Origin of the sequence: Paenibacillus sp. JNUCC32 (genome assembly GCF_014863545.1) — a bacterium.
Lineage (GTDB): Bacteria > Bacillota > Bacilli > Paenibacillales > Paenibacillaceae > Paenibacillus_AQ > Paenibacillus_AQ lautus_A.
The window spans coordinates 1,034,255-1,058,564 of record NZ_CP062260.1; the positions used below are offsets into that span (position 1 = coordinate 1,034,255).

Consider the following 24,310-nt stretch of genomic DNA (forward strand, 5'->3'; position numbering starts at 1 on the left):
GGTGGCGGATATGGCGTTTGAAGGATTGACCAGCAGACTACAGAATGTGTTCAGCAAGCTTCGTGGTAAAGGCAAGGTGTCCGAAGAAGATGTAACAGCCGCCATGCGTGAAGTTAGACTCGCGCTTCTGGAAGCCGACGTTAACTTCAAAGTGGTTAAGGATTTCGTATCCAAAGTAAAAGAGAAGGCCATCGGCAAGGAAGTGATGGACAGCTTTACGCCCGGCATGGTGATCATCGACATCGTTAACAAAGAGCTGACGGAGTTGATGGGGGGAAGCCAAGCCAAGCTGGCGAAGAGCAATAAACCGCCGACGGTCATTATGATGGCCGGTTTGCAAGGTGCCGGTAAGACAACGACCTCGGGCAAGCTGGCTAAGCTGCTTCAGAAGCAGAACAGCCGACCGCTGCTCGTGGCAGGCGACATCTATCGCCCCGCTGCGATCAAGCAGCTCGAAGTGCTCGGCAATCAGATCAATGTGCCGGTATTCTCCTTAGGAGACAAGACAAGCCCGGTTGAAATCGCGAAGCAGGGCCTGCAGCATGCCAAAGATAACGGCCACGATTATGTCATTATCGATACCGCCGGCCGGCTGCATGTCGATGAAGAGCTGATGGAAGAATTGAAGCAGATCCACAGCGTGGTGAATCCTGATGAAGTCCTGCTTGTCGTTGATGCGATGACGGGTCAGGATGCGGTGAATGTCGCGGAAAGCTTCAACCAGCAGCTGACGCTCACGGGCGTCGTGCTGACAAAGCTGGACGGTGACACCCGAGGCGGTGCTGCCCTCTCGGTTAAGGCCGTTACCGGATGTCCGATTAAATTTGCGGCGCTCGGGGAGAAGATTGATGCGCTCGAGCCGTTCCATCCGGAACGGATGGCATCGCGGATCCTCGGCATGGGCGATATGCTGTCTCTTATCGAGAAAGCACAATCGAACATTGATGCGGACAAGGCCAAGGAAATGGAACGTAAAATGCGCAATGCCGAATTTACGTTTGAGGATTTCTTGGAGCAAATGGATCAAGTGAAGAAGCTCGGTCCTCTGGATCAGCTGATGGATATGATTCCAGGCATGGGCAAGATGAAGCAAGCCAAGGATCTCAAGGTTGACGAGAAGCAGATGGGACGCATCGAGGCTATCGTCCACTCCATGACAACGGCGGAGAAGCAGCAGCCTGACATTATCAATCACAACCGTCGTAAACGGATTGCGGCCGGCAGCGGAACCTCGCTGGCTGAAGTGAACCGGCTCATCAAGCAGTTTGACGAAATGCGCCGCGTGATGAAACAGTTCTCGGATATGATGGGTCCTAAAGGCGGCAAGAACAAGGCCTTGAAGCAGCTGAAGGGCCTGACCGGCGGAAAAGGCATGAAGTTTCCGTTCCGTTAAGCCCCGGTTATATCGAATGGACATTTTTTGAAGGAGGTGAATTTTCAAATGGCAGTACGTATTCGTCTGAAACGCATGGGTGCTCACAAGGCTCCTTTCTACCGCGTGGTGGTTTCTGATTCCCGTTCCCCACGTGACGGCCGTTTTATCGAGGAAATCGGTTATTACAATCCGGTTGCTCAACCGGCTGAAGTTAAGATCGATGAAGAGAAAGCACTGAACTGGCTTCAAAATGGTGCGCAAGCATCTGACACGGTTCGCAACTTGCTTAGCAAAGCGGGCGTAATGAAGAAGTTTCATGAGCTGAAGCATCAGAAATAAGACTGATCGCGAGGGTTATCTATGGAAGAATTAGTTCGCGTTATTGCTAAGGCTTTAGTGGATCATCCAGAAGATGTGACTGTGAAAACCGTTGAGAAGGAGCACTTGATTGTATATGAACTGTACGTGCATCCTGACGATGTCGGGAAGGTCATAGGCAAACAAGGGCGTATCGCCAAATCATTGCGTACAGTCGTTACATCGGCGGCAGTTAAAATGGATAAACGGGTGACCGTTGATATCATTTCTTAAAATATACGAAAGGGGGTTAGGATGCATGTCCTAGCCCTTTTTCGTACATGCTGAAGAAATCAGCCGGTCATACCAGCTTAGAACGTTCATTAAGTGATGCAGGAGGAAGACCATGTCTGAAAAGTTGTATACCGTAGGCAAAATCGTGAACACGCACGGCATTCGCGGCGAAGTTAAGGTCATGCCGCATACGGATTTTGCCGACCAGCGTTTTGCCGCGAAGAGCAAGCTGTATATCGTTCCCGACAAAGGGAATAAGATTGAAGTAACGGTCGAAACATCCCGCTTTCATAAAAACATGTATGTCCTGAAATTCAAGGAGCTTCATGGGATTAACGAGGCTGAAAAATATAAGGGCTCGCTGCTGAAAATCACCGAGGATCTTCAGGAGGAGCTTCCGGAGAACGAGTACTATTTCCACGAGATCATTGGTTGCAAGGTGATGACGGATGAGGAACCGGCTGAGGAGCTTGGCACGATTTCCGAGATTTTGACGCCGGGCGCCAATGACGTATGGGTTGTCAAAACGCCTAAGGGAAAAGAAATTCTACTCCCGGCCATACCGGATGTCGTACTGGATGTCGACAAGGAATCGAAGCTTGTCCGCGTGCATCTTATGGAAGGGTTGTTATAGTCCATGCGGATTGATGTGTTGACGCTGTTTCCCGAAATGTTTGATGGCGTGTTCCATTCAAGTATTCTGGGTAAAGCGGCCGAGAAAGAAATCGTGAACCTGAATGCCATCAACTTCCGCCAGTATGCCGGGAACAAGCATGGGCAGGTCGACGATACGCCATATGGCGGGGGTGGCGGAATGGTGTTAAAACCGGACCCGATTTTTGCTGCGGTAGAGGACATCCTCGCTTCGGATCCGAATGAGATTTCGAATCATGGGGAGGGAGCTCATCCTGCAGGAGAGATTTCGGCGGATATCACCGGCCCAGCCAAGCCTCCGCGAGTCATTCTGATGTGCCCGCAAGGAGAGACTTTTACGCAGAAGAAGGCGGAAGAGCTGTCTCAAGAAGAGCATCTGGTGTTTATATGCGGGCATTACGAAGGTTACGATGAACGAATCCGCGAGTTTCTCGTGACGGATGAGTTATCCATCGGAGATTACGTGCTTACCGGCGGAGAGCTGCCGGCCATGGTGGTCATCGATTCCGTCGTCCGATTGCTGCCGGGTGTACTTGGGAATGAAACCTCGGCGGTGACGGATTCATTCAGTACGGGCCTGCTGGAATACCCGCACTATACACGTCCGGCGGAGTTCCGCGGCTGGAAAGTGCCGGATATTTTGCTAAGCGGTCATCATGCGAATATCGATGTATGGCGCCGTGAACAAGCGCTTAAACGAACATGGGAAAGACGCCCTGAATTATTGGAGGGACTGGAGCTTTCGAAACAGGATACGGCGTATCTTGAGAAATTACGTGCCCAAAGCGGCAAGGCAAAATGAAACGAATAACTTGGATGACGAAAAGAGAGGGCTTCTCGTAAATGGGCCTTCTCTTTTTTTTGTTGCGGCTCAACTGTAAGATTTCGAACCTATTGTTCGCCCAGTGAATAATCTGCAGATATGGGTGTTTGCTGAGTCGTAGAGAAGCAGAACGAGGAGTGAAGCATATTGGATTCCCCACGGAGAGGAAATCGCGGCAAATTGAAGTGCACGCCTTCACGAAAAATAGCGCCCAGGCGAACGAGGTTAAGAGAGCTTTGGTTGAGTCGCCTGGTTTGGTCGTTTCGCCAATTGAGAGCACTTGTCCGCATATTCATTGAGCAACCGGTACATGAAAACTTCATTCGTCTAAAAAGACAAGTTCGACGGATCCAAAAAATGTTGTTGTCTTCCAATATGTCACTATCTAAAAGCGAAAAGCGATTTATCCGAATGGCCGCTGAGCAAGTATTAGTTATTTCTAATATGAACAATAGCAGAGAAATTATAGATCGAATAAACTTTTTTGCAGTACTTATCCTTTCTTATGCCGAGCGCATCGGAATAGGAAGATTGATTAGATCATCCATTCTTGAAATTAGCAGTTCGCTCAACAGATGGGGTTATGCACAAGAAAGAATGGATTTGATCCCATTACACAACTTGGTCGATAATCTCCCGTTATATATTGCGGACGCAGTGACGAATCCAGGGATGGAATCCGCGAATAGATTAGGAGTTGTTTTTGAAGATATCAATCAACAAGTATCCCGTTTGGGCGCTTCTGCAGCGCAGCGGGAAGCTCTGCAGACAGCGTCCCAGAACGTAATAGCATCACTGGTGGAAGGCGCGTCTCCGATGCAAGTGAATGATCGATTGATGAATTATACCAATATGCTTGGAGAAACGGTAACAACTTTGGATATACCGACAACTGATCGGAATGGGTTGTTGTTTTCTTTGTTATCTGTTTCAAGAATAAGTGCCGAGAGCGTTCAAAGTATGATGATGCAGGATTTCGTTGAAAATGTACAAGATCTAACGGGACCGACGGGCGAATCTGGAGCTACAGGTGCCCAAGGAGTACCGGGTGTTCCTGGGGCAGCGGGGTCAACGGGAGCGACGGGAGCAAGAGGAGCGGTAGGTGCAAGAGGAGCGGCGGGTGCAGCAGGCGCAAGAGGGTCAACGGGAGCAGCCGGTGCAACAGGAGCAACGGGGGCAACAGGAGAAAGAGGAGCAACCGGAGCGACAGGAGCAACGGGAGTAACAGGAGCGACTGGAGCCACAGGGGCCACGGGAGCAACTGGGGTAACCGGAGCGACAGGAGTCACGGGTGCAATGGGTGCAACGGGAGCAACAGGAGCAACCGGAGAAACTGGTGCAACAGGAGCCACGGGTGCAACAGGAGCAACGGGAGCAACAGGAGCAACAGGAGTAACAGGAGCGACTGGAGCCACAGGGGCCACGGGGGCAACGGGAGTCACCGGAGAGACAGGGGCAACCGGAGCCACCGGAGCAACAGGTATCACTGGAGCAACGGGAGCAACCGGAGCCACGGGTGCAATAGGTGCAACGGGAGCAACAGGAGAAAGAGGAGTAACTGGTGCAACCGGAGCAACGGGAGCAACCGGAGAGACAGGAGCAACAGGAGCAACAGGAGCAACAGGAGCAACTGGAGCGGCAGGAGCAACAGGAGCCACTGGAGCGGCAGGAGTAACAGGAGTAACAGGAGCCACGGGTGCAACAGGAATAACTGGTGTAACGGGAGCAACAGGAGAAAGAGGAGCAACGGGGGCCACGGGAGCAACAGGTGTAACTGGGGAAAGAGGAGCGATGGGAGAAACAGGAGTAACAGGGGCAACAGGTGCAACAGGTGCAACAGGTGCAACCGGAGAAATCGGTGCAACAGGAGTAACTGGTGCAACGGGAGCTACAGGAGAAAGAGGAGCAACAGGAGTAACTGGAGTAACTGGTGCAACCGGAGCAACGGGAGCCACAGGAGTAACAGGGGCAACAGGAGCAACTGGGGTAACGGGAGTAACAGGAGCAACCGGAGCAACTGGTGTAACAGGAGCGACAGGAGAAATTGGTGCAACAGGAGCAACCGGAACAACAGGAGCGACAGGAGCCACGGGAGCAACAGGGGTAACGGGAGCCACAGGAGAGACTGGAGCTACAGGAGAAACTGGTGCCACAGGAGCAACAGGAGCTACAGGAGCAACCGGAGCTACAGGAGCAACTGGGGTAACAGGAGCGACAGGAGAAACAGGAGCAACCGGAGCAACAGGAGCAACGGGAGCCACCGGAGAGACAGGAGCAACAGGAGTAACAGGAGCCACAGGAGCCACAGGAGTAACAGGGGTAACGGGAGCCACAGGAGTAACAGGGGCAACAGGAGCAACTGGGGTAACGGGAGTAACAGGAGCAACCGGAGCAACTGGGGTAACAGGAGCGACAGGTGCAACTGGAGTAACAGGGGCAACCGGGGTAACAGGAGCCACCGGAGCAACAGGAGCAACAGGAGTAACTGGTGCAACGGGTGCAACAGGAGCAACAGGAGAAAGAGGAGTAACCGGAGCCACGGGAGTAACAGGGGTAACAGGAGCAACGGGGGTAACAGGAGCATCAGGGGCAACAGGAGCAACGGGGGTAACGGGAGCAACTGGAGTAACAGGGGCAACAGGTGCAACGGGTGCAACAGGAGCCACCGGGGTAACAGGAGCAACTGGGGCGACGGGAGCAACGGGAGTAGCAGGAGAAAGAGGAGCAACGGGGACCACGGGAGCAACAGGAGTAACAGGGGCAACCGGGGTAACAGGAGCCACCGGAGCAACAGGAGCAACCGGGGTAACAGGGGCAACCGGAGCCACAGGTGTGACTGGGGAAAGAGGAGCAACGGGGGCCACGGGAGCAACAGGAGTAACTGGTGCAACCGGAGCAACAGGAGCAACCGGAGCAACAGGAGCAACGGGAGCAACGGGAGCCACCGGAGAGACAGGAGCAACAGGAGTAACAGGAGCAACGGGAGCAACGGGAGCCACCGGAGAGACAGGAGTAACAGGAGCCACAGGAGCCACTGGGGAGACGGGAGCAACGGGAGCAACAGGAGCGACCGGTGAAACAGGAGCCACGGGAGCGACAGGAGAAAAAGGGGCAACAGGAGCTACAGGTGAAACGGGAGCGACAGGTGTAACGGGGGCAACCGGAGAGACAGGAGCGGCAGGAGTAACAGGGGTAACGGGAGCAACCGGAACAACAGGAGCAACGGGAGCGACAGGAGCTACAGGTGAAACTGGTGTAACAGGTGCAACGGGGGTAACCGGAGCAGCAGGAGCAACAGGAGCAACAGGAGCAACAGGAGCAACCGGAGCAACCGGAGCAACAGGCGCAACAGGAGCCACCGGAGAGACAGGAGCAACTGGGGTAACAGGAGCGACAGGAGCTACAGGTGAAACTGGTGCAACGGGGGTAACAGGAGCAACCGGAGCAACAGGAGCAACCGGGGTAACGGGAGCGACCGGAGCCACGGGAGCAACGGGGGCAACCGGAGCAACAGGAGCAACTGGGGTAACGGGAGTAACAGGAGCAACCGGAGCAACTGGTGTAACAGGAGCGACAGGAGAAATTGGTGCAACAGGAGCAACCGGAACAACAGGAGCGACAGGAGCCACGGGAGCAACAGGGGTAACGGGAGCCACAGGAGAGACTGGAGCTACAGGAGAAACTGGTGCCACAGGAGCAACAGGAGCTACAGGAGCAACTGGGGTAACAGGAGCGACAGGAGAAACAGGGGCAACCGGAGCAACGGGAGTAACAGGAGCAACAGGTGTAACTGGGGTAACTGGAGCGACAGGAGCAACTGGAGCGGCAGGAGGAACAGGAGCTACGGGAGCAACCGGAGAGACAGGAGCAACCGGAGATACAGGAGTAACTGGGGTAACTGGAGCGACAGGAGCAACTGGAGCGGCAGGAGTAACAGGGGCAACAGGAGTAACAGGAGTAACAGGAGTAACAGGAGCCACTGGGGAGACGGGAGCAACGGGTGCGACAGGAGCAACAGGAGTAACAGGAACAACAGGAGCAACAGGAGCCACAGGAGTAACAGGAGCCACTGGGGAGACGGGAGCAACGGGTGCAACAGGAGCAACAGGAGTAACAGGAACAACAGGAGCAACTGGGGTAACAGGGGCAACCGGGGTAACAGGAGCCACAGGAGTAACAGGAGCCACGGGTGCAACTGGGGTAACAGGAGCGACAGGTGCAACTGGAGTAACAGGGGCAACCGGGGTAACAGGAGCAACCGGAACAACAGGAGCAACGGGTGCAACAGGAGCAACCGGGGTAACAGGAGCAACGGGGGTAACAGGAGCAACAGGAGAAAGAGGAGCAACGGGAGCAACGGGAGCAACGGGAGCAACAGGAGTAACTGGGGCAACGGGAGTCACAGGAGCAACGGGAGCAACGGGAGCAACGGGAGTCACAGGAGCAACGGGAGCAACGGGAGCAACGGGAGTAACTGGGGCAACGGGAGTCACAGGAGCAACGGGAGCAACGGGAGCAACGGGAGTAACAGGGGCAACCGGAGCCACAGGAGCCACAGGAGCAACAGGAGAAAGAGGAGCAACGGGGGCAACGGGAGCCACAGGAGCCACAGGAGCCACAGGAGCCACCGGAGGAACAGGAGTAACTGGTGCAACCGGAGCAACGGGAGCAACAGGAGTAACAGGGGTAACTGGTGCAACGGGTGCAACCGGAGTAACAGGAGAAAGAGGAGCAACGGGGGCAACGGGAGTCACAGGAGCAACGGGAGCAACGGGAGTAACAGGGGCAACCGGAGCCACAGGAGCAACAGGAGAAAGAGGAGCAACCGGAGCCACGGGAGTAACAGGGGTAACAGGAGCATCAGGGGCAACAGGAGCAACGGGGGTAACGGGAGCAACTGGAGTAACAGGGGCAACGGGAGCAACTGGAGTAACAGGGGCAACGGGAGCAACGGGAGCCATAGGAGTAACTGGTGCAACCGGAGCAACGGGAGCAACAGGAGTAACAGGGGCAACCGGAGGAACCGGAGCGACAGGAGAAAGAGGAGCAACGGGGGCAACGGGAGTCACAGGAGCAACGGGAGCAACGGGAGTAACAGGGGCAACCGGAGCCACAGGAGCAACAGGAGAAAGAGGAGCAACCGGAGCCACGGGAGTAACAGGGGTAACAGGAGCAACGGGGGTAACAGGGGCAACAGGAGCAACGGGGGCAACAGGAGCAACGGGAGCAACGGGAGCCATAGGAGTAACTGGTGCAACCGGAGCAACGGGAGCAACAGGAGTAACAGGGGCAACCGGAGGAACCGGAGCGACAGGAGAAAGAGGAGCAACGGGGGCAACGGGAGTCACAGGAGCAACGGGAGCAACGGGAGTAACTGGGGCAACGGGAGTCACAGGAGCAACGGGAGTAACAGGGGCAACCGGAGCCACAGGAGCAACAGGAGAAAGAGGAGCAACCGGAGCCACGGGAGTAACAGGGGTAACAGGAGCAACGGGGGTAACAGGAGCAACGGGGGCAACAGGAGCAACGGGGGCAACAGGAGCAACGGGAGCAACAGGTCCGGCAGGCCCGACGGGTCCAACCGGGTCTACTACCCTCGTGGGCGGTAGTGTGATCTATGCCAGCAATGGAGTCATACAAAATGTGGCCACCAACTCGCCGGTTACTTTTTCAACAAGCACACTTCAAGGTGTAACCTTTAACGGTACCACGACGCTGACCATCGTGACAGCTGGCTTCTACTACTTTGACTGGCAGATATCGCTTGAAACGGGTTCGACGGCGCCTAATACTTTCGGAATTGTTGTTAACGGTAATACGACAAATACGGCGAACATGAACTCGAATTCAACCAACGCCGAAGTATCAGGATCTGCCGTCATCAATTTAAGTGCAGGTAATACCGTTGGGCTCTATAATTTATCGCCGGTCAGTAAATCGATAACGGCACCGCAAACCGCTGCAAGAATTTCTATCTTTAGAATTGGCTCATAGCCCAGTATTGTATACTTCAGTGTCAATTTTTTTAATATGGTTGATGCATCGTCTCCTTCGGTGGGTAATATGTATCTGGAGAAACACTTGAGATTACTGGGAGGCATCATGTCATGACAGAACATCGACAACAACAGGAAGCAAAAATAGAAGAAACAAACCAAACTGAAGTTCAATTCCAAACGGTAGACGACATCCTTGAATACTATGGCAAACGCCACAAAGGCTTGCATGACTCGAAAGAAAGCGTAAATTAAGTTCAGCCTAACCGCTTCCGGCATGATCTTCATGCTGGAAGTGGTTTTTTAAAGACCAGTGAGCGTTGAGCGGGTTTATAGATGAGGGTGTAAAGATAAAATACTTGATTCAGTCAGCAAAATATGTTATTATTTCTTTTGTTGTGAATACGGTGGTCCGCTGCGGATAATGAAGGAAATACATAGAGTTTCCGGAAGATGCAAGAACACCTGTGTGAGAGGAGGGAGTCCTAGATGAATATCGTTCAAGCGATTACTCAAGAACAACTTCGTAAAGATATTCCGAGCTTTCGTCCTGGTGATACTTTAAAAGTACACGTTAAGGTTATCGAGGGAACTCGTGAGCGTATCCAGTTGTTTGAAGGTGTAGTAATTAAACGTCGCGGTGGCGGAATCAGTGAGACTTTTACCGTTCGTAAAATTTCTTACGGTGTTGGTGTGGAAAGAACTTTCCCAATCAACTCGCCTAAAATCGATAAAATCGAAGTGGCTCGCCGTGGTAAAGTGCGTCGTGCGAAGCTTTATTATCTTCGTGAACTGCGCGGTAAAGCAGCGAGAATTAAAGAAATTCGTCGTTAATTACAAGGCGGTAAAAGGGGCTTGTGCGTGTATACAAGCCCCTTTTGTATATCCAAAAATCGTTATCATGCGAAAGCGATCTATAGGGAAGGACGGTGGATTATGGAGAAAGATCAACACCAGGAGGCCATTGAAACCAACGTGGGAAAACCGGCCAAAAAGGCTAAGAACGAGCTTGTAGAATGGCTGAAGGCTCTTCTCATTGCGCTGGTTCTCGTCGTTCTCATTCGCTGGCTTCTCTTTAAACCGTTTATTGTGCAGGGACCATCGATGGAACCTAACTTTGTTTCGAATCAGAAGCTGATCGTCAACGAGATTTTATATGATATCCGCAAACCCGAGCGTGGCGAAGTTATCGTGTTCCATGTTCCTGACGAGGGCAGGGATTTCATTAAACGCGTGATCGCGGTTGCCGGTGATACGGTTAAAGTGGAAGGCGATAAAGTGCTTGTCAACGGGGAACCTGTGAATGAAACCTACATACAGGAAGCAATTGATCAAGCCCATGCTGAAAATCGATTATACAATAACACGGATTTTCCGAACTCGTTTGTTCAGGACGGCGTTGTCCCTGAGGGCCATGTGTTCGTGATGGGGGATAACCGCTCCAACAGTACCGACTCCCGAATGATAGGATATGTTCCTTTGGGGGATATTATCGGTCGAGCAGACTTGATTTTCTGGCCGATTAAAGACATAGGGCTCATCAACCATTAGCCAGCCGCATGGCGCTATAGAAACGATGAAAGTTTGCAGAGCAAAGTAGAGGTGACGACGTTTGACAATACAATGGTTTCCTGGACATATGACCAAAGCGCGCCGTCAAATTCAGGAGAAGCTGAAGCTGATCGATGCCGTTATAGAACTGATCGATGCGAGGCTTCCGCTCTCAAGCCGAAATCCGATGATCGACGAGATTTTGCAGGGCAAGCCGCGGCTCGTTATTATGAATAAAGCCGATTTGGCCGATCCTGAGGTTACAAGACAATGGCAGGCCTATTTTAAAGAAAACGGACTGACGGCTTTTCCCGTCGATGCATCCACGGGGACAGGCGTTAAGGATATTCCGAACCAGATTAAGCTGCTGCTGAAAGAGAAGATCGACAAACAAATCGCCAAGGGCATGAACCCGCGAGCGATGCGGGTGTTGATTGTAGGCATACCGAATGTTGGCAAATCCACGCTGATTAACCGGCTTGCCGGTCGTAACATCGCGGAGACGGGAGACCGTCCGGGCGTCACGAAAGGACAGCAGTGGATCAAGGTTGCCGGGGGGGAGATGGAATTGCTGGATACCCCCGGTATTCTGTGGCCGAAGTTCGAGGATCAGAATGTAGGATACCGCTTAGCGGTAACCGGTGCCATCAAAGAGGAAATATTGAACGTAGAGGATATTGCCTTTTTTGCGATCAAATATTTCGCCAACTATTACTGGGAAACGATGAGCGAGCGCTTTGACCTGAAGGAGCGCCCGACGGATCTGGACAACCCGGATGAAATCGTCGCGGTCATGGAGGCGATCGGAAGAAAACGCGGCTGTATCGTAAGCGGCGGAAGAGTCGATCTGGAAAAAGCCTCAAGCCTATTCCTGCGTGAGCTTCGCGCAGGGAAGCTTGGGCGGTATTCCATGGAATCGCCTTATTGATTCGTTTAAGGGAGAATGCACTGCCTCCCCAACCCCATTAAACCGAAAGAACCGTTCTGCCGAATGCGGGCAGAACGGTTCTTTTTTTCTTAAAAAGGATAAAACTAGTCTGTTTTTTCGGTAGATGCCCTGAAGATCGGCTTGGTTTGGATATGGGTGACTTGATAGGGCAGCGCCGGTTCCTTCACCCGGGACAACAGCATATTAGCCGCAGCAATTCCCATTTCATCGCTATAAATATGTACCGTTGATAAATGGGGTTCAACGATGCGCGATTCAGGCGCATTATCAAAGCCGCATACGGCAATGTCGCCGGGGATGGCGATATGGCTATTCTTCAAGGCTTTCATCACATTGACCGCAATAAAATCATTGGCGCATACAAAAGCGGACGGCAACTGTTTCATCTGTTTCAGCCGCTTCTCCATCCAGTCGGACTCGGAGAAAAACTCGCGGTCCGGGTTTAGGACACACTGTTCCGGATCCAGCCGGACCCCCATCTCGGTCAAAGCCCGATTAAATCCCACCCAGCGTTCGTTAAAACTCTTGCAATGCCGGATGTCCCCGATGAATCCCAAAGATGCGTTGCCCTGCTCGATGAGCTGCTTGGTCATATGACAGGTGCTGTGTTCATTCTCCATCAGAAGCAAATCCGCCTGCAAGTCCGGGTAGAACATGTCAGCGGCACAATCGATAAATACGGTAGGCAGGCCCAGGCTTGTGAGCTCCTTGCTGTAGTCCATATCAAATAACTCGATACATATGATGCCATCCACTTTGGAGGATTCAAAATTGTTAGGCAGCGTCCGAGAGCTTCGATCGATGTCACGGACAATATGAATGGACAGGTTATATCCTTCCGCGCTGATTCGTTTCTCAAGCCCGCTGATTAATCGCGAGCCAAAATGGGAGGTGCTTGGGAGATTCGCCGTCAGAAGAGCGATGTTTCCCGGGTTTTTGGTCAGCAGATTGTCCGTCTCCATGAAAGCAAACTGTTTGTATTTCAGTTCAATCGCTTTTCGGATAACCTTGCTGCGCGTCTCGTCCGGAATACTTTCGCTTCCGTTCAGAGCCTTGGATGCCGTGTTTCTGGAGATCCCCAGTGCATCGGCAATATCTTGAATTGTGACTTTTTCTTTCGTCATGTATCTGATTTCACCTCAAATGATCAAGTTCATGCGAAGGTCCGCTGTTTCTTCCAGTCGCTTATGACCTCTGAATATCTTAAATCAAATGTATAATAGATTAGCCCAAATAGCAACCTTGACTTTACAAATGCACAATATATTTAACATTTAAACAGAAGAGGTTTTGTCATTTTCCTGGTTGCCATTTATTTATATTGGCTGAAACATCATCTAACAAGGAAAAAAATAATAAATCCTTCCAACTTTATAAGGAAAAGAGCTTCTGTTGCTCATTTCTATGAATGGAAGAGGAAATAAATGAACAAATAATGTTGTCAATTGCACAAATTAAATTTTACAAATACTATTGACTGATGTTACATCATTTGATAAATTGTAAAAGCGACAATCAACATAAGTGAAAAATGAAAGCCTTTTCTGTAAGCAATATGTAAACTTCTCTAGAAAGAACGGGGGAACAGGTTTGAGACATTCAGTGGAACCAGCCAATCAGGGGGCAGGGGTAATCAGGGGACGGAGCTCCGCAGGTCGAACGCTCGCTTTCATCAAGAAAAACTATTTTCTGTACATACTGCTGGCCCCGGCGCTTATATTGACCCTTATTTTCAAGTACGTTCCGATGTACGGTGCCGTTATCGCATTTAAGGATTTCAGCCCGATTAAAGGAATCCTCGGGAGCGAGTGGGTCGGGCTCAAGCATTTTGAAAAATTTATCGCCTCGCCAAATTTTGACGTCATTTTTATGAATACGCTTAAATTGAGTTTTTTTGGTCTTATCTTTAGCTTTCCGGTGCCGATCCTGCTTGCGCTCATGTTAAACCAGGTTCGCAAAGCGGCAGTCAAGAAAAATATTCAATTGTTCCTGTACGCGCCCAATTTCATCTCGGTGGTCGTCATTGTCGGGATGCTGTTTATCTTCTTGTCCCCGACGGGGCCGATTAATCAATTGGTCATTTGGATGACGGGAAGTCCGCTGATGTTTATGTCGCAGCCGGAATACTTCAGGTGGATTTATATTCTATCAGATATATGGCAGGGTGCCGGATGGGCCTCCATCATCTATGTAGCTGCTCTTGCGAATGTGGACCCCGAGCTGCATAACGCGGCCAGCCTGGACGGAGCTAACCTTCTCCAGCGCATCCGACATATCGATCTGCCTACGATTAGGCCGATTATGGCGATCGTCTTCATACTGGCGGCGGGTGGCATTATGTCCATAGGCTTTGAAAAGGCGTATCTGATGCAAACCTCGATGAATCTTCCTACTTCGGAGATTATCGCTACCTATGTATACAAGGTCGGCTTACAGTCAGGCGATTATGCGTACTCGGCAGCCGTTGGTTTATTCAACTCCGTCATCAATGTCATTTTGCTCGTAACGGTGAACTTTATTGTCAGAAAACTCAATGAAGGCGAAGGCCTCTACTAGGAAAGGAGTCATACTCATGGCCGTCAAACATTCTCGCTTCGACCGCTTTCTGTTGTCATTAAACGCGATCTTTTTAACGCTTGCCGTACTGGTCGTTGTCGTTCCCTTGGTTTACATTGTGGTGGCCTCTTTCATGGATCCCACCGTGCTGCTGAATCAAGGACTATCTTTTAAAATCTCCGATTGGAGCCTGGAAGGATATCAGATGATTCTGTCCAATCCCGCGATGCTCCGCGGATTTGGCAATGCCGTTTTGTATTCGACGGCATTTGCGCTTCTCACGGTAACGGTTTCGGTCTGTGCGGGATACGCGCTTTCGGAGAACCGGCTGGCCGGACGCCATTTTTTCATGACGTTGTTCATTATCACCATTTTTTTCGGAGGCGGACTGATCCCTACGTATTTGCTTGTAAGGGAGCTTGGCATGCTCAATACGGTATGGGCCGTGATCATCCCCGGCGCGGTGAATGTGTGGAACATCATTTTGTCACGAACCTTCTTCAAAGGAGTGCCGAATGAATTGAAAGAGGCAGCCAATGTGGATGGGGCTTCCGATATGAAAATCTTTGTCCGGATCGTACTGCCGCTATCCAAACCCATTATCTTTGTGCTCGCGCTGTATGCCTTCGTGGGCCAGTGGAACGCATTCTTCGATGCCATGATCTATCTGGACGATCCCAAGCTGCACCCGCTGCAGCTCGTTCTACGATCGATTCTCATTCAAAACCAGGCTGCGCCGGGCATGATCAGCGACCAGCTTGCGATGGCGGAACTGAAACGGCTCTCGGAAATGATTAAATATTCGGCGATCGTGATCTCCAGCCTTCCGCTATTGATTATGTATCCGTTCTTCCAAAAGTACTTCGAGAAAGGTGTTATGGTAGGCTCTCTCAAATAGCGGGCCGCTTCAACATAGTTATCCAAATACAGGATTCGGGAGGTCATTGATATGAATACGAAGAGATCCAAGAAACATAACCGTAAAAAAGCGGTAACCCTGACAGCTCTGGCAGCCGTGCTGCTCTTGTCCGGGTGCGGCAAGGGCGGGGAAGCCTCAAATGAGTCGCCGGACGGTAAAGTCACCTTGAACGTCCTGACGCAAAGTTCGCCGCTGGCTCCTGCCGACCCTAACGAGAAGCTGATCAACAAGCGCCTAGAGGAGAAGACGGGCATTCACATCCAGTGGAAGAATTATACAAGCGATGTATTTGCGGAAAAACGCAATCTGGCCGTAGCGAGCGGAGATTTGCCCGATGCCATCTTCGATGCGGGGTACGGAGATTACGATCTGCTGAAGCTGGCAAAGGACGGAGTCATCATTCCCGTGGAGGATTTAATCGAACAGCATATGCCCAATCTGAAAAAAGTGCTGGAGGAAGCACCGGAATACGTCAACATGATTACGGCGCCGGATGGGCATATTTATTCCTTTCCATGGATCGAGGAGTTGGGCTCAGGGAAAGAGCGGATTCAATCGGTGGATAACTTCCCATGGATTAACGTGGAGTGGCTCGACGCCCTGGGGTTGGATATGCCAACTACGACGGAAGAGCTGAAAACCGTATTAAAGGCGTTCAAAACCCAAGATCCGAACGGCAACGGGCAGGCTGACGAAATACCGCTTTCCTTCATTAATAAGCCGGGCGGCGAAGATCTGACATTCCTGTTTGCTTCATTCGGCTTGGGCGAGAACTGGGATCACACCGTTGTTACGGATGACGGCAAGGTGGTGTTCACCGCCGCAGAGGAAGGATATAAGGAAGCCATAGCATTCATTCACGAATTGTATGAAGAGGGATTAATCGACATCGAAGCATTCCAGCAGGATTGGAATACCTACCTGGCCAAGGGAAAAGACCATCGGTACGGCATGTATTTTACGTGGGATAAAGCCAACATCACGGGCATGAATGATACGTATGATCTGATGCCGCCGCTTGCAGGGCCAACCGGCGAGATCAATGTAACGAGGACGAACGGAATCGGACTGGACCGGGGAAGATTGGTCATTACCAGCAGCAACAAGAAGCTGGAAGAAACGGCAAAATGGATAGATGCCATGTATGAACCGCTCCAATCGGTTCAGAACAACTGGGGAACTTACGGCGACGATACCCAGCAGAATATTTTTGAGCTGGATGAAGCCAAAGGGATGCTGAAGCACCTTCCGCTTGAAGGCACGGCTCCGGTAGAGCTTAGACAAAAAACAAGCATCGCGGGGCCGCTTGCGATCCTGGACGAGTATTATGGAAAATACACCACGATGCCGGATGATGCGGCGTGGAGGCTCAAACTCATGAAAGACGTCATGGTACCGCACATGAAAGCGGAGAATACATACCCCAAAGTATTCTTCTCCATCGACGAGTTGGATCGCTTATCCACGATTGAAGCGGACTTGTTCCCTTACGTGGAAAGAATGCGCACCGAATGGTATCAGAATGGAAAAGTAGATCAGGAATGGGATGCTTATCTGAAGGAATTGGATCGACTTGGGCTTCAGGAGTGGCTGACGATCAAACAAACGGGATACGACAGAAACATGAAGTAACCGAGTGGAATCGAGCGGCCGTTCCTGCATATCGTTGAAGTACGGTCGTAAATCCATGATAACGATGATGAAGGAGATCACAAATGACGAACACGGAACAGCAAAACTATCGGAATGCCTACCATTTTTCACCTCAGAAGAACTGGATGAATGATCCTAACGGCATGGTCTATTTTAATGGGGAATACCATTTGTTTTATCAGCATCACCCATTTGGCACCACATGGGGACCCATGCACTGGGGACATGCGGTCAGCAAGGATCTGGTTTCCTGGAAAGAGCTCCCCATTGCGTTAGCGCCGGATGAGCATGGCACGATCTTCTCAGGCAGTGCGGTTGTGGACTGGGACAATACCAGCGGATTTTTCGACGAAGAGCCCGGGCTTGTGGCGATCTTCACGCACCATCATGATGTGCCGGGCGCTCAGCAAATGATGCAGTACCAAAGTCTGGCGTACAGCAAGGACGAAGGAAGAACGTGGACGAAGTATGACGGCAATCCGGTCCTTAGCCATGACAGCTATGTTGATTTTCGGGATCCCAAAGTGTTCTGGCATGAGCCTTCGTCGCAGTGGGTGATGATTGTGGCATGCGGGCAGACGGTATGTCTCTATCGATCTTCAAACTTAAAGGAATGGGTATTTGCCAGCGAGTTTGGAGAGGGCATCGGATTTCATGATGGGGTCTGGGAATGTCCGGACCTGTTCCCTCTTGCAACGGAAGACAGTGGAGTGCGATGGGTCATGCTTGTCAGCATTGGGGATGATCCGGCCTACGTCGAGGGCTCCAGGACGCAATATTTCATTGGAGATTTTGACGGGACAACGTTTATGCCGGATGAACGCTCCAAAGGTGAAGTGCGGTGGCTGGATTACGGCAGAGATAATTATGCCGGGGTCAGCTGGTCGGACATTCCGGCAGCGGATGGCAGAAGGCTGTTCATCGGCTGGATGAGCAATTGGAAATACGCAAACCTGACGCCAACGGATGGTTGGAGGGGAGCCATGACCTTGGTCCGGGAACTCAAGCTGGAGACGCTGGAAGGCGAAGTCATGCTAACGCAGCAGCCGGTTCGCGAAATGGAAGCGCACCGCACCGAGTTGCTTTCCTTGCATGGTATCGCTGTGGATGAAGCCGCTGTCCGGTTAGCCGATCTGCAGTTGGAGAGCAGCGAGATCCTTGTCCGCTTTGATGCTGCATTTTCGCTTGGTTTGAAAGTAAGGACAGGATTAGGGCAAGAGACCTTGGTTGGCTGGGATGCAAGAGCTGCCGAGGTTTACGTGGATCGCAGCCGTTCAGGGCAGGCGGATTTCCATAAGGATTTCCCGGGCAAGCATTCGGCACCGCTGCAGACATCGGGCTCTATTCTGGAGATGCGGATTTTCGTGGATCGTTCGTCCGTGGAACTGTTCGCGGATCGCGGGCAGGCGGTGATCACGGATTTGATTTATCCTGATCCTGCTTCAACGGGAATAACCGTATTTGCCGATGATGGCCGGAAGGTGATAGAGTCCCTGCAAGTCTATGAGTTTTCTTCATCTAGTGGCCAGTAAAAGTACGATGAATGAGTAATAAGGAGATTCGGCGTTATGCGTATTGGAGCAGTGGAAGCGGGCGGCACCAAATTTGTCTGCGGTATCGGGAATGAAAACGGAATCGTCGAGGATCGCATCAGCTTTCCGACAGGACCGCCGGAGGGCACATTATCCAGAGCCATTTCCTATTTCCAGGATCATGAGGTGGAAGCCATTGGCATCGGATCGTTTGGACCCATCGATCTGAAGCCGGAGAGCCCGACATACGGGTATGTAACGTCAACACCGAAACATGGTTGGTCGCAGATCAATGTCCTCGGTAACATGAAGTCGCATATGGATATTCCCTTTGGCTGGGATACGGATGTCAATGCAGCTGCTTTGGGCGAGGCGACTTGGGGAGCGGCCAAGGGGCTGAACAGCTGTGCTTATTATACGGTGGGTACAGGTATTGGGATCGGCCTTTATTCCGAAGGCCGGCTGGTTCATGGATTGGTACATCCGGAGGGCGGGCATGTTCCCGTGAAACGCCATCCCGAAGATGCCTTTGGAGGAACCTGTCCTTACCATGGCGATTGCTTGGAAGGATTGGCAGCTGGACCGGCGCTTGAAGCCCGATGGGGGTTGAAAGGACATCTGCTGCCGGCCGACCATCCCGCTTGGGAAATCGAAGCCTATTATATAGCGCAGTCCATCACCGGACTGATTCTGACGAATTCCCCGGAGAAGATCATACTGGGCGGCGGCGTTATGCAGCAGGCTCAGCTGTATCCCCTCATTCGTTCAGAGGTGAGGCGCAATTTGAACGGATATGTGCTTGCCGACGAAATTGTACATGATATCGAACATTATATAGTTCCCCCAGTATTAGGCACTCAGTCCGGGTTATGCGGAGCATTGGCTCTGGGAATCCGGGCATGGCAAGATTCGCAATCCTAAACAGGTCTGTCATCAGGAGATCAGCCCGATTGTTCGGGCTGTTCCTTCCTACCTATATAACGTGGGGTAAAGAATCGAAAAGAGGTGGATATATGAAATTACCGCAAGGTGTACATACAAAGTTGCTGCGCACGATGTCTACGATCACGATGACCTTGTTGCTGGCGACAAGCGTCGTTCCGGATTCGGCATGGGCGGCGTCAGCGATCCATGAAGAGAATGCAGCTTTGAAGGGGAAAGGAGAAAACGACATTTTTGAAAGCGCATCCAATGTAAATACCAACCTCGAGGGGTGGGAGTTGAAGGGCAACGGCAGGATGGAACAAACGGCAGAAGGTTTACGGCTTAGTTCCGATTCAAGTGAGAACGCAGCGGCGATTTCCGCAACCAGAGCGGATGATTTTGTCTATGAAGCCGATGTGATGATTACGGATATGCAAGCAGATGCTTCGCTGGTCTTTCGTTCAAGTGTTGACGGCTGGTCATCGTATATGCTGCAAATCGTGCCCAGCGCAGGCTTGGTACGCCTCAAGGATGCCCGCGAAGGGAATGGAAGATTGAAGGTGGAAAAAGCGGTCGCGTTGAGTCGGGGGGACATCGTTCACCTTAAGGTCAAGGTGGTAGGCAGCAATATCAAGGTATATTGGGGAAGCCAATATGAACCGATGATTGAAGTCGATGATACGGCTTATTCCACAGGATACCTGGGTCTTCATGTGTGGGACGGTTCCGCCCTGTTTCAAAATATCAAGGTGAGCGAGTGGAAAGGCAACCTGTTCGGACCGGCAAATACGAGCGGGGACTGGCAGCCTGACATCAAAGGGCTTAAGGGATCGGCATCGAAGGGGCTCGAAGCCTACAGGATCTATAAGAATGCGGCTGCGGATTATGTGCTGGAAGGCAATATCACCTTAGGGGGACAGGCTGAAGCCGGGTTCTATTGGAGAGGGAACGATCAAGGAACGGAGGGATACGAAGCCGTATTCAGGAGAGAGGATGATCAGGTCCGGGTAACGCTGGAAACCTCGGATGGAAAGGTGATTGGCGCATCGAGCCGTACCTATCCAAGCCTGCCAACAAGTGCGCATCATGTGGAGATCCACGTCTCCGGAGACAGTATTCAAATGGTTGTAGATGGTTACGAACCCGCTGCGATCCGCGTATCCGACGGAAGTTACGCGGGCGGATCGATCGGGATGAAGGTAAAGTCCGGAACGGCTTACTTTCAGGACGTTTACGTAACCCCGATGGCGGATTATTATACAGAGGAATATCGCCCGCAGTATCACTATAGCCCAATCCGAGGCTCGGCAAGCGATCCGAACGGATTGGTCTATTTTGAGGGGGAATATCATCTCTTCCATCAGGACGGAGGCCAGTGGGCGCATGCGGTCAGCCGGGATCTGGTGCATTGGAACCGGCTGCCGATCGCACTGCCTTGGAACGATCTCGGACATGTCTGGTCGGGTTCTGCCGTAGCCGATACAACGAACGCTTCAGGCCTGTTCGGGGATTCTGGAGGCAAAGGGCTCATTGCCTACTACACATCCTTCAATCCTGATCGGCCGGGCGGGAATCAGAAGATCGGACTTGCTTACAGCACCGATCACGGACGGACCTGGACGTATTCGAAAGAACGGCCGATCCTCATCGAGAACCCGGGCAAACAGGGCGAGGATCCGGGAGGATGGGATTTTCGCGATCCTAAAGTGGTACGGGATGAAGCCAACAACCGCTGGATCATGGTGGTATCAGGGGGAGATCATATCCGTTTCTTTACCTCCGACAATCTGGTCGATTGGACCTTAACGGACCGTTTCGGGTATGGGGAATATATCCGTGGAGGCGTGTGGGAATGCCCGGATCTGTTTCAGCTTGCCGTGGACGGCTCCGGTCAGCGCAAATGGGTGTTGATGATCAGCAGCGGCGCTAATCCGAACACCCAAGGCTCCGATGCGGAATATTTTATCGGCGATGTGACGCCAGACGGCAAATTTATGAATGATCATACGGCGGGGACCGTGCTGAGAACGGATTGGGGCAAGGAATTCTACGCCTCCATGTCTTTCTCCGACCTGCCGGACAATCGAAGAATCATGCTGGCATGGATGACGAACTGGGATTACCCCTTCAGTTTTCCGACTTCGGGCTGGAAAGGTCAGCTGACCATCCCTAGAGAGCTGTCGCTCAGAACGACGAGTGAGGGGATACGTCTGCACCAGTCTCCAATCTCTGAGCTAGAGACCCTCCGGAATACGGTAATCCATGTGAATAACAGGCAAGTGACGGAGACCTCGCAGAATGTGTTAAAGGGGATTCAGGCCGGCGCGTTTGAAATCGAGGCGGAAGTCGAGATTCCGACAGACAGCAGCGAGCTGGAATTCGGCTTCCGGCTGCGGGAAGGCGGCGGACAACAGACGGTGGTCGGTTATAACAACTCCGCGCATCACATGTTCATTGACCGTTCGGCATCGGGAACCACGGATTTCTCCAGTCTGTTCTCGACCGAACACAAAGCTTTGCTGCACCCCGTAGATGGAGTGGTCAAGCTGCGTATTTATGTCGATGAATCTTCCGTCGAGGTGTTCGGCAATGACGGAAACATTGTGTTCTCGGACGTTATTTTACCGGATCTGGCCAGACGGGGGATGAGCTTTTACACTCTAGGCGGCCAAGTAAAGCTGAAATCCCTGAAGGTGCATGAGCTGGATTCTGTGTGGAGGCCTCTTGATCCATCGGAACCTGCTTCCCGCATCCTGCTGGATTCATACGAGCTGGACCTGTCCCGGGGACAGACCGAATCGTTGTACGCTGCCGTGGATCGTGTCCCGGGCAACGGGAAGAAACCTTTGGTATGGACATCCAGTCATCCCGAGACGGTCCGGATTATTTCATCCGATGAGACCCATGCCGTATTGAAAGCGGCGAATGCGGGAGAAGCCGTCATTACGGCCTCAACCCCAAACGGAAAAATATCGGCGAGCACCCGCGTGTTGGTCTCGAGCGGAACATTCAAAACGAATCTGACGGGATGGAAACCGGATCTTAAGGCCTCGAAGTGGGTCCTTACCGAGCATGGAATCCGGGGCAGCCATTCGAGTGATGCTAATTATATGGCGCAAGAGAGGGCAGGAGACTTCACGTTCGAGGGAGACATGCGGCTTGGGGAAGCGGGCGGTGCCGGATCCATGCTGTTTCGGGCAAGCGGGGACGGCCGCAGCGGATATTATCTGAATTTGGATCCTGGTTTGAAGTCGATTCGGCTCTTCTACATGGTCGAAGGTCGATTCGAGGAACGTCAAGTCCTGGCCAGCGTCCCCGACTTTATCCAAGGGGGAAGAGCCTATCACCTGAGGATTGAAGCGAAAGGTCCGCATATTCAAGTCGGCGTGGACGGGAAGACGGTAATCGATGTGATGGACGGGACATTTGCCGAAGGACATTTTGGGGTCAATGTGTTCGGCGGACAGGCTTCCTATCAAAATGTCTACGTCCGTCATTCGTCTGAAGCTCGACTGACGAAAACCAGCATCACGAACGAAGCCGTGAACAAGGCGATCCATACCGAGAAATCCGTAAACGGCGAACCCGTTACCGTGAAGGAATCAACGGGTACGGGCAACCTGCTATGGGTATGGGTACCGACAGGAGAAGAAGGCACGTATTCCATTCGCACGCCGGAAGGGAAGGCTTTGGATATGGATACCGGGCTGAACCGGATTCAGTTATACACGTATCTCGGTTATAACAATCAGCGGTGGAGAGTAGAACGTCAGGAAGATGATACGGTAACCATCCGATCCGTCCACGATGGACGGGCGCTTGCCGTAAAGGCTGACGGTTCGGGGCTGGAATTGAATGAGCCGGATGCCGCTTCGGATCGTCAGCGATGGCGGCTTGGGCTTTGAAGCCAAGGATCGATAAATCGAATAAAGGGAAGAGCTGCCGCTGTCGGCGGCTCTTTTTTTCGGGGAGTATAACCGATGGTTCGCCGATGGACGAACCCATTCCTGCCGGGATGCGGAACGGGATAAAAGGGTGACGCTCCCTGGCGAGTATGATACTCTAGAAGAGTTACTAGATTGATAGAATAGATGCGATACACCGTGTGAACGAATAGGCAACAAACGGTAATTCGGAACCAAAGGGGTTAAACCTATGACAGATTTATTAATGTACGAGCGGGAGTATTGGAGCCGTTATATACATATTGCAGGCATCGACGAGGTCGGCCGCGGTTGTTTGTTCGGCGATGTGGTCGCTGCGGCGGTCATTATGCCGGAGGGGCTGGTCATTGAAGGAATTAACGATTCGAAGAAACTCAGTGCCAAGAAGCGGGAAACCCTATACGACCTTATCATGGAGCAGGCGCTGGCGGTCGGCGTCGGTTTGGTGGATGCGGAAACGATTGACCGCATTAACATTAAACAAGCGGCAAGACTTGCGATGAAGAAGGCGATCGAGCAGTTGGCGGTTCCCCCACAGTTTCTGCTTGTTGATGCCGAGAAGGTGGATTGCGATATTCCCCAGCGTGCCATCATTAAAGGGGACGCCAACAGCCAGTCCATTGGGGCAGCTTCCATTATAGCCAAGGTCACCCGCGATAGGCTGTGCGAGGGGGAATGGGAGGCGCGTTATCCGGAATACGGAATCGCCGTACATAAAGGCTATGCTACCAAGTTTCACCGGGAACAGCTGCAGCTGCACGGACCTACCGCCATGCATAGAAGAAGCTTTTTGAAAAATATGGAGATTGAGCAATTGTCCTTGTTCTAGATTTCGATGCAGCC

At 52.0% G+C, this 24,310-nt stretch carries 18 protein-coding genes; 17 read left to right on the plus strand and 1 reads right to left on the minus strand.

Annotated elements, in window-relative coordinates:
• The first annotated feature begins 10 nt into the window (after positions 1 to 10).
• The 10 genes from ffh (at position 11) to ylqF (ending at position 11,918) form a co-directional block, all read left to right on the plus strand.
• A complete protein-coding gene (gene ffh, locus JNUCC32_RS04760) occupies positions 11 to 1,393 on the plus strand; it encodes a signal recognition particle protein (protein WP_009594989.1) in 1,383 nt (460 codons plus the stop codon).
• Between the two features lie 48 nt (positions 1,394 to 1,441).
• Positions 1,442 to 1,714, plus strand: coding sequence for a 30S ribosomal protein S16 (gene rpsP, locus JNUCC32_RS04765; protein WP_006211361.1), 273 nt, complete (start codon positions 1,442 to 1,444; stop codon positions 1,712 to 1,714).
• Between the two features lie 21 nt (positions 1,715 to 1,735).
• Positions 1,736 to 1,966: a KH domain-containing protein gene (locus tag JNUCC32_RS04770; RefSeq protein WP_006211360.1), complete on the plus strand. Its 231-nt coding sequence runs from the start codon at positions 1,736 to 1,738 to the stop codon at positions 1,964 to 1,966.
• 112 nt (positions 1,967 to 2,078) lie between these two features.
• Positions 2,079 to 2,600 carry a ribosome maturation factor RimM gene (rimM, locus tag JNUCC32_RS04775; RefSeq protein ID WP_009594996.1) on the plus strand — a complete coding sequence of 174 codons (522 nt, stop codon included), beginning with the start codon at positions 2,079 to 2,081 and terminating at the stop codon, positions 2,598 to 2,600.
• Positions 2,601 to 2,603: 3 nt separating this feature from the next.
• Entirely contained in the window at positions 2,604 to 3,422 is an 819-nt protein-coding gene (trmD, locus tag JNUCC32_RS04780; protein ID WP_096776715.1) for a tRNA (guanosine(37)-N1)-methyltransferase TrmD, read from the plus strand.
• A 168-nt stretch (positions 3,423 to 3,590) separates the two neighbouring features.
• The gene (locus JNUCC32_RS04785) at positions 3,591 to 9,437 is read left to right on the plus strand and encodes a collagen-like repeat preface domain-containing protein (RefSeq protein ID WP_192571257.1); all 5,847 of its coding nucleotides are present in this window, start codon (positions 3,591 to 3,593) and stop codon (positions 9,435 to 9,437) included.
• Positions 9,438 to 9,550: 113 nt separating this feature from the next.
• Positions 9,551 to 9,694 carry a hypothetical protein gene (locus tag JNUCC32_RS04790; protein ID WP_192571258.1) on the plus strand — a complete coding sequence of 48 codons (144 nt, stop codon included), beginning with the start codon at positions 9,551 to 9,553 and terminating at the stop codon, positions 9,692 to 9,694.
• 234 nt (positions 9,695 to 9,928) lie between these two features.
• A complete protein-coding gene (gene rplS, locus JNUCC32_RS04795) occupies positions 9,929 to 10,273 on the plus strand; it encodes a 50S ribosomal protein L19 (protein ID WP_015736355.1) in 345 nt (114 codons plus the stop codon).
• A 102-nt stretch (positions 10,274 to 10,375) separates the two neighbouring features.
• A complete protein-coding gene (gene lepB, locus JNUCC32_RS04800; protein ID WP_036663956.1) occupies positions 10,376 to 10,990 on the plus strand; it encodes a signal peptidase I in 615 nt (204 codons plus the stop codon).
• A 61-nt stretch (positions 10,991 to 11,051) separates the two neighbouring features.
• Entirely contained in the window at positions 11,052 to 11,918 is an 867-nt protein-coding gene (gene ylqF, locus JNUCC32_RS04805; RefSeq protein ID WP_192571259.1) for a ribosome biogenesis GTPase YlqF, read from the plus strand.
• Between the two features lie 104 nt (positions 11,919 to 12,022).
• Here the strand turns inward: ylqF and JNUCC32_RS04810 are convergent, their stop codons facing one another.
• Positions 12,023 to 13,063 carry a LacI family DNA-binding transcriptional regulator gene (locus tag JNUCC32_RS04810; protein WP_096774534.1) on the minus strand — a complete coding sequence of 347 codons (1,041 nt, stop codon included), beginning with the start codon at positions 13,061 to 13,063 and terminating at the stop codon, positions 12,023 to 12,025.
• 508 nt (positions 13,064 to 13,571) lie between these two features.
• Here JNUCC32_RS04810 and JNUCC32_RS04815 point away from each other — a divergent pair.
• From JNUCC32_RS04815 to JNUCC32_RS04845, 7 genes are all read left to right on the plus strand, one after another.
• Entirely contained in the window at positions 13,572 to 14,495 is a 924-nt protein-coding gene (locus JNUCC32_RS04815; protein ID WP_228468976.1) for an ABC transporter permease, read from the plus strand.
• Positions 14,496 to 14,511: 16 nt separating this feature from the next.
• A complete protein-coding gene (locus tag JNUCC32_RS04820) occupies positions 14,512 to 15,393 on the plus strand; it encodes a carbohydrate ABC transporter permease (protein WP_009590918.1) in 882 nt (293 codons plus the stop codon).
• A 51-nt stretch (positions 15,394 to 15,444) separates the two neighbouring features.
• Positions 15,445 to 17,046 (plus strand): ABC transporter substrate-binding protein, encoded by a 1,602-nt coding sequence (locus JNUCC32_RS04825; RefSeq protein WP_192571261.1) that lies wholly within the window; start codon positions 15,445 to 15,447, stop codon positions 17,044 to 17,046.
• An 83-nt stretch (positions 17,047 to 17,129) separates the two neighbouring features.
• Positions 17,130 to 18,599, plus strand: a complete 1,470-nt coding sequence (locus JNUCC32_RS04830; protein WP_192571262.1) for a glycoside hydrolase family 32 protein — start codon at positions 17,130 to 17,132, stop codon at positions 18,597 to 18,599.
• 36 nt (positions 18,600 to 18,635) lie between these two features.
• Positions 18,636 to 19,520 (plus strand): ROK family protein, encoded by an 885-nt coding sequence (locus tag JNUCC32_RS04835; protein WP_192571263.1) that lies wholly within the window; start codon positions 18,636 to 18,638, stop codon positions 19,518 to 19,520.
• 92 nt (positions 19,521 to 19,612) lie between these two features.
• Positions 19,613 to 23,428, plus strand: a complete 3,816-nt coding sequence (locus tag JNUCC32_RS04840) for a GH32 C-terminal domain-containing protein (protein ID WP_192571264.1) — start codon at positions 19,613 to 19,615, stop codon at positions 23,426 to 23,428.
• A gap of 250 nt (positions 23,429 to 23,678) precedes the next feature.
• Positions 23,679 to 24,296, plus strand: a complete 618-nt coding sequence (locus JNUCC32_RS04845) for a ribonuclease HII (RefSeq protein WP_009590921.1) — start codon at positions 23,679 to 23,681, stop codon at positions 24,294 to 24,296.
• The last annotated feature ends 14 nt before the right edge of the window (positions 24,297 to 24,310 follow it).